Genomic DNA, 12,335 nt, shown 5'->3' with positions numbered 1-12,335 from the left:
GCCGCCTGCGATCGGCCAGGAGCGCCGGTCGCGGGGCGGCCGAGGCCACCCGCACCGGGCGTACGGGGAGGGTTCATGATGCGGGAAACGCGGCACGGGCTGCGGGTGGGTGCTGCTCTGCTGGTGACCGGGGCGCTCGTGCTGACCGGATGTGACTCGTCCACACCGGAGGCTGCGGCGCCGTCGCCGAGCGCTTCCCCGACGCCCTCGCGGACCTTCACGGCCGGGGCGGCCGGAGTCGGCGACGCGTACTTTCCGACGTACGGCAACGGCGGGTACGACGTCGGGAAGTACACGGTCAAGGTGCGCTACGACCCGGCGAAGGACACCCTCACCGGTACGGCCACCGTGCAGGCCACGGCGACGGCGGACCTGTCGACGTTCAACCTCGACCTGGCCGGTCTGACAGTCAAGTCGGTAACCGTCGACGGCGCGCCCGCCACCCACACCCGGAACAAGAACGAGCTGGTGATCAAGCCGGCGGCCGGTCTGATAACGGGCAACGGGTTCGTCGCGGAGATCGTGTACGAGGGGGTGCCGAAGCCGCTGAAGAACGAGGTGCTCGGCGAGGGCGGGTTCCTGCACACCTCCGACGGCGCGATCGCGCTGGGCCAGCCGGAGTCGGCGAGCACCTGGTTCCCGGTCAACGACCACCCGTCCGACAAGGCCGCGTACGACTTCGAGATCACCGTCCCGCAGGGCCTGACCGCCGTCAGCAACGGCGTGCCGGGCGGCAACACCACCACTGACGGCTGGACCACCTGGAAGTGGTCGGAGAAGTCGCCCATGGCCAGCTACCTGAGCACCGTGGTGATCGGCAAGTTCCGGATCACCACCGGCCAGCACAAGGGGAAGCCGGTCTACAGCGCGGTCACCACCAAGGTGGCCAAGGGCGCGTCGGACGCGTCGATCGCGCAGACCGTCAAGGTGACCGACTACCTGGAGAGCGTCTTCGGGCCGTACCCGTTCGACGCGTACGGCGGTGTGGTCGTCTCGGACAGCCGGATCGCGTACGCGCTGGAGACGCAGAGCCGCCCGGTCTACTCGGCCGGCTTCTTCCGCGGTGGCGAGAACACCGAAGTGGTCGCCCACGAGCTGGCCCACCAGTGGTTCGGCGACAGCGTGGCGCTGGCCAAGTGGGAGGACATCTGGCTCAACGAGGGCTTCGCGACGTACGCGGAGTGGCTGTGGGCCGAGCACACCAAGCGGTACACCGCCAAGCAGGCGTTCGACATCCGCTACGAGCGGGTGCCGGCCGCGGTGTGGAAGACCCCGCCGGGCAAGCCGGGGATGAAGGACCTGTTCAGCGAGTCGGTCTACCAGCGCGGCGGGATGACCCTGCACGCGCTGCGGGTGGCGGTCGGCGACAAGGCGTTCTTCCAGATCGTCAAGACCTGGGCGGCGGAGAAGCGCAACGGGACCGCCACCACCGCCGAGTTCGTGGCCCTCGCCGAGCGGATCTCCGGCAAGCAGCTCGACGCTCTCTTCGAGGCGTGGCTCAACGGCACCAAGAAGCCGGCCCAGCCCAAGAAGCTCTAGGAATCGCCGGCCAGGACCTCGGCTCGGCCGAGGTCCTGGCCCGGGTTCAGGTCTTGACGACCAGCTTGGGGTGCGCCGCGAGGTACGCGTCGGCGCGGCCGGCCCGGAGTTCGCCGAGAAACTTCCGGCCCTCGCTGGTGAGCTGTTCACCCTGGTAGGCGCTGCCCTTGCCGACACCCGAGCCGGGCAGTCCGACGAGCACGAACTTGTTCTCCGGCACTCCGCCGAGCGCGTACGCCAGGTCGACGATCCGGTTGCCGCCCACGTAGACCAGGGTGTCGCCGAGCGCGGCGACCACCTGGTCGACGCGCTCCGGCTGCCGGGCCAGGCCCTCATCGAGGATCTTGCGGGCCAGGGCCCGCACCAACTGCTGCTGGTGGCGTTGCCGGGCGTAGTCGCCACCGGCGATGTAGCGCTGCCGCGCGTAGTCCAGCGCCTGCCACCCGTTGAGGTGCTGGTTGCCCTTCTCGTAGACCTGCTGCGGCCCGGTGTATCCGCCGGGGGCGCTGTCCCGGTACTTGCCGTCCGGCTTGCGGTGCAGGGAGGCGACCCGCTGGTCGACGTAGATGTCCACCCCGCCGAGGGCGTTCACCAGCTTGTCGAAGCCGGTGAAGGTGAGCACCGCGCCGGCGTCGATCCGCAGCCCGGTGTAGCCGCTCACCGTGCTCCGCAGCAGCTCGTACCCCTGGGCGGTGCTGGGCTGTTTGGGTTTGCCGGGCACCCGGCTGCCGAAGCTCATCGAGTGGGTGAGCTTGGTCCGGCCGCCCTTGTAGCCGGACTTGGGAAACGCCGGGATGTCCACGAGCAGGTCGCGGGGGAGCGAGAAGAGGTACGCCCGGCCCAGCCCCTTCGGCACGTGCAGCACCAGCACGGCGTCGGAGTGCGGCTCCCAGCCGGGCACGCTGACCCGGGTGTCCACACCGACCAGCAGCAGCGTCAGCGGGCCGGTGATGGTCGCGCCCGGCGGCGGGCCGCTCGGGCTGGGAGTGGGCGTGCCGATCGGCGACGGGCTCGGCGGGCCGGCCACCGGAGTGCCGGCGGGCGAGTCGCCCCCGGTCAGCCGGGTGATCACCACCGCGCCGCCCGCGATCAGCGCGACGACGGCGAGGGCCGCCAGCCCGAGCACCAGCCACCGCCGTCGCGGTTCCATCGACCCCAGGATCATCGTGGTTTCCTTCCACCCGTATCCGGAACAACGCTCCGACGGGTGCCCCAGGTTGCGGCCGGGAGGCGCCGGGTCGGACGGCCGGTGCATGATCGCGCGAAAACTGCCGCTGGCGCGAGCGCTACTCGCGAGTAATGATGCGTCCATGCGGTACGACGTGGTCGTCATCGGGTCCGGCTTCGGTGGCAGCGTCACCGCGCTCCGCCTGGCCGAGAAGGGCTACTCGGTTGGCGTCCTGGAGGCCGGCCGCCGCTTCGCCGACGACGAGTTCCCGCAGACGTCCTGGCGGGCCCGCCGGTTCCTGTGGGCGCCGAAGTTGGGCTGCTACGGCATCCAGCGGCTCACCCTGCTCCGTCCGGCCACCCGGCGATCCGGCGGCGGCGTGCTCGTGCTCTCCGGCGCCGGGGTGGGCGGCGGGTCGCTGGTCTACGCGAACACCCTCTACGAGCCGCTGCCGGCGTTCTACGCCGACCCGCAGTGGCGTGACATCACCGACTGGCACGACGAGCTGGCCCGCCACTTCGACCAGGCGAAGCGGATGCTCGGCGTCACCACGTACCCGATGGACACCGGGGCGGACCGCGCCATGCGGGCGGTGGCCGACCGGATGGGGGTCGGCCACACCTTCCACGCCACCCCCGTGGGCGTGCACATCGGCCGCCCCGGTCAGCGCGTCGCCGACCCGTACTTCGGCGGCGTCGGCCCGGAACGCACCGGCTGCCTGCACTGCGGCTCGTGCATGACCGGCTGCCGGCACGGGGCCAAGAACACGCTCGTCAAGAACTACCTGTGGCTCGCCGAGCGGCTGGGCGTCACAGTGCACCCGCTGACCACTGTGACGGCCGTCCGCCCGGCCGCCGACGGCGGGTACGAGGTGCACACCGAGCGCACCGGCGCCTGGTCGCGCCGACGGCGGCAGGTGATCCACGCCGACCAGGTGGTCTTCGCCGCCGGGGCGCTCGGCACCCAACGCCTTCTGCACGCCATGAGGACCGACGGCGCGCTGCCGCGGCTCTCGTCCCGCCTCGGCGAGCTGACCCGGACCAACTCGGAGGCGATCCTGGGTGCCTCGGTGGACCACCGACGGGCCCGCTCCGAGCGGCTGGACTTCACCGAGGGGGTGGCGATCACCAGCTCGTTCCACCCCGACCCGCAGACCCACATCGAGCCGGTCCGCTACGGGCGCGGCTCCAACGCCATGGGGCTGCTCCAGTCGCTGCTCGTCGACGGCGGCCCGCACCGCGTCCGGCGCTGGCTGGGCAGCATCGTGCGTCAACCGGGGCTGGCCGCCCGGATGCTGTCGGTGCGCGGCTGGTCGGAGCGGACGGTGATCGCCCTGGTGATGCAGTCGGCGGACAACTCGCTCACCACCCGCTGGCGGCGCGGCATCTTCGGTCGTCGGCTGGTCACCGGGCCGGGCCACGGCACCCCGAGCCCGACCTGGATCCCGGCCGGCAACACCGCCACGCGGCTGCTCGCCGAGGAGATCGGGGGCACCCCTGGTGGCTCGCTCACCGAACCGTTCGACATCCCGATCACCGCGCACATCCTGGGCGGGGCGGTGATCGGCGCCACCGACGCCGACGGGGTGATCGACCCCTGGCACCGGGTGTACGGCCACCCGGGGCTGCACGTCGTCGACGGCGCGGCCGTGTCGGCAAACCTCGGCGTGAACCCGTCGCTGACGATCACCGCGCAGGCGGAACGGGCGATGTCCTTCTGGCCCAACCGGGGCGAGGAGGATCCGCGCCCGGCGCTCGGGGATCCGTACCGGCGACTCGACGCGGTGCCGCCCCGACGGCCGGCGGTGCCGCCGGACGCCCCGGCCGCGCTACGCCCCTGACAGCGGGCGGCGGAGGATGTAGTTGATGCCGAACACGGTGTCGCTGACCCGTACGTCGGTGTAACCGATCCGCTTGTAGAAGCCGTGCCCGGTGAGGCTTGCGCCGGTCTCCATGAACTCGTGCCCCTCGGCGCGGGCCAGCTCCTCGACGTGTCGCATCAACCGACGGCCGACGCCGCGGCCGTGCGCGTCCGGGTCGACGAACATGGTGTACACCTTGTTGCCGTCGCGGGACACCGTGCCGACCGGCCGCCCGTCCTGTTCGGCAACGTAGATCCGGCGCTCGACGCCGAGCTCGCGGAACCGGTCGGCGGTGAAGTGGGCGCACATCCGGTCGATCAGCTCGGCCGGGTAGTCGCGGCTGTTCACCTCGCGTAGACAGCGGATGACCAGGGCCGACAGCACCTCGCCGTCCTCGGGACGGAAGGCTCGGATGGTCACCTCGGTCATCGGCGTGCCCCTGTTCGGTCCGTGTGGGGTTTCGCTGGGCACCGTATCGGCGCGCGGAGCGCCGTCGCGGCCCCACCGGACATCGCGGACGTACCGGTGGACGTCGGCGACGAGGCGCGAACTGCGTGGGGCGCGGCTCGGGCCGGCGGTGACGGTCGGTAGGCTTTGCGCACATGAGCCTGCCTCGCCCCGTCCTCGTGGTGGACTTCGGAGCCCAGTACGCCCAGCTCATCGCGCGCCGGGTCCGCGAGGCGAAGGTCTACTCCGAGATCGTGCCGCACTCGATGCCGGTCGCCGAGATGCTGGCGAAGAACCCGGCCGCGATCATCCTCTCCGGCGGTCCGGCCAGCGTGTACGCGCCGGACGCCCCGCAGATCGACGCCGGCGTGTTCACCGCCGACGTGCCGGTCTTCGGCATCTGTTACGGCTTCCAGGCGATGGCCCAGGCGCTCGGCGGCACCGTCGCGCAGACGGGCAACCGCGAGTACGGCGGCACGCCGCTGCGCCCCCGCCTCCTGGAGCCGGGTGTGCTGCTGCGCGACCTCCCGGCGGACCTGCCGGTCTGGATGAGCCACGGCGACTGCGTCACCGAGGCGCCCGAGGGCTTCACGGTGACCGCCGAGTCGGCGGGCGCTCCGGTGGCGGCCTTCGAGGACGTGGCAGGGCGGCGGGCCGGCGTGCAGTTCCACCCGGAGGTCGGCCACACCGCGCACGGTCAGGAGATGCTTACCCGCTTCCTGTACGACATCGCCGGCATCGAGCCGACCTGGACGCCCGAGAACATCATCGACGAGCAGGTCGCCCGGATCCGCGCCCAGGTCGGCGACAAGGAGGTCATCTGCGGCCTCTCCGGCGGGGTGGACTCGGCGGTCGCCGCCGCGCTCGTGCACCGGGCGGTCGGTGATCAGCTCACCTGCGTGTTCGTCGACCACGGTCTGCTGCGCGCGGGCGAGGCCGAGCAGGTCGAGAAGGACTACGTGGCGGCCACCGGCATCAAGCTGAAGGTGGTCGACGCCGCCGACCGGTTCCTCGGCGCGCTGGCCGGGGTGACCGACCCGGAGCAGAAGCGCAAGATCATTGGTCGGGAGTTCATCCGGGTCTTCGAGGCCGCGGCCCGCGAGATCGCCTCGCACGGCGACGTGGAGTACCTGGTCCAGGGCACCCTCTACCCGGACGTGGTCGAGTCCGGCGGCGGCACCGGCACCGCCAACATCAAGAGCCACCACAACGTCGGCGGCCTCCCGGAGGACCTGAAGTTCGCGCTTGTCGAGCCGCTGCGCACCCTGTTCAAGGACGAGGTCCGGGCGCTCGGCCTCCAGCTCGGCCTGCCCGAGGCGATGGTCTGGCGGCACCCGTTCCCGGGTCCCGGCCTGGCCATCCGGATCATCGGCGCCGTCGACCGCGAGCGGCTCGACCTGCTGCGCCGCGCCGACCTGATCGCCCGCGAGGAGCTGACCGCTGCCGGGCTCGATCGGGGTGTGTGGCAGTTCCCGGTGGTGCTGCTCGCCGACGTGCGCAGCGTCGGCGTGCAGGGTGACGGGCGCAGCTACGGGCATCCCGTGGTGCTGCGCCCGGTCTCCAGCGAGGACGCGATGACCGCCGACTGGTCCCGGCTGCCCTACGAGGTGGTGGCCCGGATCTCCACCCGGATCACCAACGAGGTCGCCGAGGTCAACCGGGTGGTGCTGGACGTGACCAGCAAGCCGCCGGGCACCATCGAGTGGGAGTGATCACGGCTCACGCGACCGGCGGCAGGTGGGGCGGGGCCGTCGGCGGGTAGGGCTGCGTCGGGGCGTACCCCGGCTGGTGGCCAACCGGCGCGGACCCGGCGGTGGGCTGCGGCGCGACGCCCGCCGGGTGCGGCCAGGCGGGTGCGCCGGCGGGCTCCTCGGGCATCAGGAACCACATGATGGGGTACGCGAACAGCGCGAGCCCGCCGGTGAGCAGGGCGGTGACCGCGAAGGCCACGCGGACCAGTGTGGGGTCGATGTCGAAGTAGCGGCCGAGACCGCTGGCGACCCCCGCCACCATGCGGTCGGTGGTGGGTCGCCGGAGCTGCTTGTACGGGGCGTGGGGAGCGGCGGTGGATGTCATGTCTCCACGGTCCGCGCCGGCGCTGGGCCCGCCCTCGGTGACCGCCCGGATCCTTACCCTGACCGATCCCTGAGTAGGTAGCAAAGAGTCAGGAATCCGACTCTTTTCCGTCCCGGTAACCCGACCCGGGGAGAATTTGGTCCCGTGACCACCTTGCTGGAGCCGCTTCGCAGGATCGCGGCATACGCAGTTTGTGCTGATTCAGACGGCCGAGTGTTGCTGGTCCGCGCATCGGAGCGCTCCGGCACCCCCGGCACCTGGTCGCTGCCCGGCGGGGCGGTCGACCACGGCGAGGACCCGCACCACACGGTCGTCCGTGAGACCGCCGCCGAGACGGGCCTCTCGGTCGCCGTCTCGGGCCTGGCCGACGTGCTCGCCGACATGCGGGCGCTGCCCGAGCGGGGCATCACCATCCACACCGACCGGCTGATCTACCGGGTCGCGGTGCGCGGCGGCACCCTCGCCGACCGGGTCGGCGAGCGCCCCACCGACCTCGCCCGGTGGTACACGCTCGACGAGGCACGCGAGTTGCCGCTGCGCTCGTTCACGGCGCGTGCCCTCGGCCTGCCCGCCTCCTCGGCCGACGTGGTGCCTGACGAGGTGCCCGAGTTCCCGTCCTTCTACGCGGTGCCCGGCCCGGACGGGCTGCACCGGGCGCAGCGCTTCGCCGCGTACGCGGTGTGCACCGATCCGGCCGGTCGGGTGCTGCTCACGCGCATCTCCGACGGCTACCCGGGCGCCGGCTGCTGGCACCTGCCGGGCGGCGGCACCGACTACGGCGAGCAGCCTGGCGCGGCGCTCATCCGGGAGCTTGTCGAGGAGACCGGCCAGTCCGGCCGCCTGGTCGAGCTGCTGGGGGTGGCGAGTCACCGTGACGCCGCCTCGCTCGGCCCGGAGGGCTACCCGATCGACTGGCACGGCGTACGCGCCTTCTACCGGGTCGTCGTCGACGAGCCCAACGCGCCGACGATTACCGACGTGGGCGGCTCCACCTGCGAGGCGCGCTGGTTCGCCCGCGAGGAGCTGGGCGCCCTCCCCGCCAACCGCCTGACCGAGGTGACAGCGGAAGCAGTCCAAGCAGCCCACCTAACCTAACCCCGCCCAACCCCACCCCCACCCCCACCCGTCGCGGTGATCATGAAGTTATTGTCAGGACACGCCGAGATGGACGGCGATAACTTCATGATCGACGGGCGGGGCCGGGTGCCGGCGTAGGGACGGCGCAGGGACGGCGCGGTCCGCGGGGGAGTGGGCGGGGGATGGTACTGGTGCGGCGGGTTGGGGTTTACGGCGTTTTGCGGGATTCCGGGCGGGTTCTGATTGTTCTGGAGCGCGGTGCGGGTTCCGAATTCTGGAGTTTGCCGGGGGGTTCGGTCGCCCACGCCGAGCACCCTGAGCGTGCGGTGGTTCGTGTTGTTGCCGAGCAGACCGGGTTGACCGTGACGGTCGGTCGGCTGCGGGTGGTGGCGGCCGACGTGACCAACCTCGCAGAAGGCGACGTCTCGCTGCACACCGACCGGTTGCTGTTCGAGGTGAGCGTGCAGGGCGGCACGCTGCGCGACGACGGGGTCGAGGCCCGCTGGGTCACCCCCGAGGAGGCAGCCGGACTGCCGCTGACGCCGTTCAGCGCCGAACTGCTCGGACTGCCGGTCACCCCGCTCCCGGCCGGCGCGCAGCCGTCCGCCGAGCCACTTCCGCCGTCGCATCCGGATCGTCGGTTGCGCTTCGGGGCGTACGGGCTGGTCACCGACCCGGCTGGGCGGGTTCTGCTCACCCAGATCGCGGACGGCTATCCCGGGGCCGGCAAGTGGCACCTGCCCGGCGGTGGCACCGATCACGGCGAACAGCCGACCACCGGACTGCTCCGCGAGCTGGTGGAGGAGGGTGGCCAGGTGGGCCGGGTGGTGAAACTGCTCGGCGTGGACAACCTGCACAACCCTGCCGCGCTCGGTCCCGAGGGCCGTCCGCTCGACTGGCACGGCGTCCGGGTGATCTATCGGGTGCTGGTGGACGTACCCACCGACGCGGTGGTGACCGAGTCCGCCGGTGGCTCGACCGCCCGCGCGGGCTGGTTCACCGTCGCCGAGACGGCTGACCTGCCACTGAGCGGCATCGCTGCTTCGGCAATCGGACAGCTGGGTCGATAGCACCCGGCTCGACGAGCCGAGATGGTGACCCTCCGGTACAGTCGGAGACGGGAATGATGGAGGAAACGGGCGATCGAGCCCGGGATGGGAATAACAAGGCGGTTCGCGCGGTTTGTACCAGATAAGTACCGCCGGCAGCTATCGCCAAGCCACGTTCCCCTATGCGATGGTGTACTCCGCAAAACGGCTGCCGGGCCACGCAAGGTCCGGCACGAGACAGCCGGACACCCGCCCCACAACGGCGGCAAGCCGATCCGGTGATGGAGGAAACGTGCCGAGAGCCCCATGGCGCCGGCGTCGTACGACTGACAGTCCGCGCCCCGCAGGGCGTCGCTGGGCGGGCCCGTTGCGCCGCAGCAGCACGTTCGCCCGCCAGGTGCTGCTGGTCCGGGTGGGTCGCCGTGACGGTGACCTGCGGACCACCGACCTGACACTGCCTGAGCACCGGTACGCCGACCGCCAGCGCCGTCGCTACGGCCTGGAGCGGCTCAGCCGGCAGCCGATCGACGCCACCCGGGCGGAGATCGAGGCGGTCATGCCCGTCAGCCCGGCGCTGCCGCCGATGGCGTACGCCGACGAGGCCACCGCCGGGTCGATCCCCCTGCTCCCCGGCGAGCGCACGATGGCCCGTCGGATGAAGTTCGGCGTGGTCAACGCCTGCACCCTGGCCAGCCTCATGCTCGGCATGCTGGCCATCTTCCTCGCCATGCAGGGCGAGGTGCGGATCGCCGCCCTCTGCCTGATCGCCTGCGTCGCCTTCGACGGCCTCGACGGTGCGCTGGCTCGCAAGCTCGGCGTGGCCAGCCCGTTCGGCGCCCAGATGGACTCGCTGGCCGACATGTGCTCGTTCGGCCTCGCCGCGCCCGTGGTGGTCTATGCCTCGCTCGCCGGCTCCGTGTCGACGGCTGCGGCGGCGGTGGCCTGCTTCCTGGTCGCGGCGTGTGCGGCGATCCGTCTGGCCCGCTTCAACGTCTCGCCGAAGGACGGCCGCTTCTTCTGTGGTGTCCCCACCACCATGGCCGCGGCCGTGCTCGCGGTGACCGTGGCGATCGGCCTGCCGGTGCCCGGCCTGGTGCTTGTCGCCGGGGTGGCGCTGCTCGCCTTCGCGATGGTGTCCAGCTTCCCGTACGCCAAGCTCGCCCGCCTGGTGAAGCTGCCGCCGTGGCTCTGGCTGGCCCCGGTGCTCGGCGCGCTCGTCGACATCCGGCTCACCTTCGCCCTGATCGTGGTGGGCTACCTGGTCAGTGGGCCGGTGCTCTGGCTGCGCCAGCGTCGTACCGCCTGATCCGACACACGAAACGGGGCGCCGCGGACAGCGGCGCCCCGTTTTCGCGTCTCGGTGTCAGCGCCAGCGGGCGATGACCGTGGAGCCGCCGACCACCTTGTCGCCCGGCCCCACCAGCGGGTCCGCGGCCTCGGCCGGCAGGTACACGTCGGTCCGCGAGCCGAACCGGATGAGACCGAAGCGCTCCCCCTTGGCCAGCAGCGCGCCGATCGGCGCGCGCTGCACGATACGGCGGGCGATCAGGCCGGTCCGCTGTGCGACAACCACCGTGCCGCGGCTGGTGTCCAGGACGGTGTACGCGGCGACGTTGTGCTCGGCGTCCGGCTTCATCGCGTTGACGAAGCCGCCGTCGGCGACGAAGTAGTCCACCACCTTGCCGGCGACCGGAGACCGGTTGACGTGCACGTCCAGCACGGAGAGGAAGACCGCGACGCGCAGCCACTCGCCGTCGCCGAAACGCTCGTCGTGCAGGCGCTGCACCGACAGGACCTTGCCGTCCGCGCTGGCCACCACGGCGTTCGGATCCTCCGGCACGTCCCGCTGGGGATCACGGAAGAACGCGGCGACCGGCCCGGCGGCCAGCGCCGGCAGCAGCCACAGCTTCGACGACGGACGCGCCACCCGGGCCAGCGCCGCCAGGCCCAGCGTGATGCCCGCCGCGGCCACCCCGTTGGAGTCGATGTGCATGCCCCGGGTCAGCGGCACGCTCGACGGCCGGTACGCCGGGGCCAGCCGGTCGGCCGCCGCCGGGCTGGCCGGGGTGAAGCGCAGCCGGTAGACCCGCACCGGCGGCGTGTTGCGAAGCACCAGATCCCCGCCGACGCCGTACAGGGCGTCCTGTCGGGCCAGCTCGGTGGCCGCGCCTGTCGTCCGGCCCGGCGTCGCGGTGGTCGCCACGCTCAGCACCGCGCCGTCGGTCAGGTGCTTGGACAGCCCGTTGATGGCACTCCGGGTCTCCTCGGCGGTGCCGGTGAACGCCTCGCCGGCGATGACCACGGCGGCGGCCTCGGCGTCGGCGAGCGAGTCGACCACGCGTACCCGATCGGCGACCCACCGGCCCTGGGCGGTGATGTGCTCGCGGAGCACGGTGGCGCCGGACGACTCGGCGGGCACCACGGTGAGCTGGTCACCGGGGAGCAGTGCCTCGATCGCCGCGGCCAGCACCGGGGACTCCGGGCTCGCGCCGACCAGCAGGGTGGCCTTCGGGTCGTTCATCCGGGCCAGCTCGGTGACGAGGGTACGGGCGGCTCGCTCGCCGATGCGGACCGGACCGGACCGGCCGGTGGTACGCACGGCGGGGGACTGCGTCATGTCGGGCGGGCTCCTGACGGGGTAGAGACGGGAATCGCGGCGGGGCCGCCACGGCGGGACGGGCCGGCCGGCGGAGGCGAGATCTCCACCGGCCAGCATATGCGCCTGCCCACGCCGCCCGCATCGCCGTGGCATCGGCGCGGACCGACAACCAGGGTCAGGACTCCCGCCGTCGGCCCTCCCGCTCGTCCGCCGGCTCGTCCGCCGACGCCGCGCTCGGGTGGTCGGGTCGGGTCGGCGCGTCGGCCCCGTCGGAGCTCGGCGCGGCCTCCGACTCCGACGCCGCGTGGGCCAGCCAGGCCGGGTGGATCGCGTCCGCCGACGCCTCCGGTGCCCGCGACTCGGCGGTGGACGCCTCCGGCAGACCCATCTCGGCGGTCGGCGCCTCCGGTACCCGCAACTCGGCTGTCGGCGCCTCCGGTGCCCGCATCGCCACGGTCGGTGCCTCTGACGCCGGTCCCGGCACGGGAGCGTCCCAGGTGGAGTGGTCTGCGGTCCACG

10 protein-coding genes are annotated in these 12,335 nt (G+C 72.3%); 6 read left to right on the top strand and 4 right to left on the bottom strand.

From position 1 onward, the window contains the following. Window positions 1-78 precede the first annotated feature (78 nt). Window positions 79-1,539 carry a M1 family metallopeptidase gene (locus AB0K10_RS05795; RefSeq protein ID WP_363680529.1) on the top strand — a complete coding sequence of 487 codons (1,461 nt, stop codon included), beginning with the start codon at window positions 79-81 and terminating at the stop codon, window positions 1,537-1,539. Between the two features lie 46 nt (window positions 1,540-1,585). Here AB0K10_RS05795 and AB0K10_RS05790 read toward each other — a convergent pair whose 3' ends face one another. Further along, window positions 1,586-2,689, bottom strand: a complete 1,104-nt coding sequence (locus AB0K10_RS05790; RefSeq protein WP_363680327.1) for an LCP family protein — start codon at window positions 2,687-2,689, stop codon at window positions 1,586-1,588. A 160-nt stretch (window positions 2,690-2,849) separates the two neighbouring features. Between AB0K10_RS05790 and AB0K10_RS05785 the strand changes: the two genes are divergently transcribed. Beyond that, a complete protein-coding gene (locus AB0K10_RS05785) occupies window positions 2,850-4,547 on the top strand; it encodes a GMC family oxidoreductase (RefSeq protein ID WP_363680325.1) in 1,698 nt (565 codons plus the stop codon). Here the strand turns inward: AB0K10_RS05785 and AB0K10_RS05780 are convergent. Beyond that, window positions 4,536-4,997, bottom strand: coding sequence for a GNAT family N-acetyltransferase (locus AB0K10_RS05780; RefSeq protein ID WP_363680323.1), 462 nt, complete (start codon window positions 4,995-4,997; stop codon window positions 4,536-4,538). The genes AB0K10_RS05785 and AB0K10_RS05780 overlap by 12 nt on opposite strands. Before the next feature lie 173 nt (window positions 4,998-5,170). On the opposite strand from AB0K10_RS05780, the gene guaA reads away from it, so the two are divergent. Then, window positions 5,171-6,727 carry a glutamine-hydrolyzing GMP synthase gene (guaA, locus tag AB0K10_RS05775; RefSeq protein ID WP_363680321.1) on the top strand — a complete coding sequence of 519 codons (1,557 nt, stop codon included), beginning with the start codon at window positions 5,171-5,173 and terminating at the stop codon, window positions 6,725-6,727. 7 nt (window positions 6,728-6,734) lie between these two features. On the opposite strand, the gene AB0K10_RS05770 is transcribed toward guaA, so the two are convergent. Next, window positions 6,735-7,091, bottom strand: coding sequence for a PspC domain-containing protein (locus tag AB0K10_RS05770; RefSeq protein ID WP_363680319.1), 357 nt, complete (start codon window positions 7,089-7,091; stop codon window positions 6,735-6,737). Between the two features lie 144 nt (window positions 7,092-7,235). Between AB0K10_RS05770 and AB0K10_RS05765 the strand changes: the two genes are divergently transcribed. The 3 genes from AB0K10_RS05765 (at window position 7,236) to AB0K10_RS05755 (ending at window position 10,523) form a co-directional block, all read left to right on the top strand. Further along, complete coding sequence (locus AB0K10_RS05765) at window positions 7,236-8,186, top strand: NUDIX hydrolase (RefSeq protein ID WP_363680317.1); 951 nt, start codon at window positions 7,236-7,238, stop codon at window positions 8,184-8,186. A 164-nt stretch (window positions 8,187-8,350) separates the two neighbouring features. Further along, window positions 8,351-9,238 (top strand): NUDIX domain-containing protein, encoded by an 888-nt coding sequence (locus AB0K10_RS05760; RefSeq protein WP_363680315.1) that lies wholly within the window; start codon window positions 8,351-8,353, stop codon window positions 9,236-9,238. 346 nt (window positions 9,239-9,584) lie between these two features. Then, on the top strand, window positions 9,585-10,523 hold the full coding sequence (locus AB0K10_RS05755; RefSeq protein ID WP_363680313.1) for a phosphatidylcholine/phosphatidylserine synthase: 939 nt from the start codon (window positions 9,585-9,587) through the stop codon (window positions 10,521-10,523). A 57-nt stretch (window positions 10,524-10,580) separates the two neighbouring features. Here AB0K10_RS05755 and AB0K10_RS05750 read toward each other — a convergent pair whose 3' ends face one another. Continuing rightward, on the bottom strand, window positions 10,581-11,834 hold the full coding sequence (locus AB0K10_RS05750) for a phosphatidylserine decarboxylase (RefSeq protein ID WP_363680311.1): 1,254 nt from the start codon (window positions 11,832-11,834) through the stop codon (window positions 10,581-10,583). Between the last annotated feature and the right edge of the window lie 501 nt (window positions 11,835-12,335).

The organism is Micromonospora sp. NPDC049274, assembly GCF_040678875.1.
In the GTDB taxonomy this organism is placed as follows: Bacteria; Actinomycetota; Actinomycetes; order Mycobacteriales; family Micromonosporaceae; genus Micromonospora.
The sequence above is the reverse complement of the archived record's forward strand: the minus strand, read 5'-3'. Positions and strand labels throughout refer to the sequence as shown.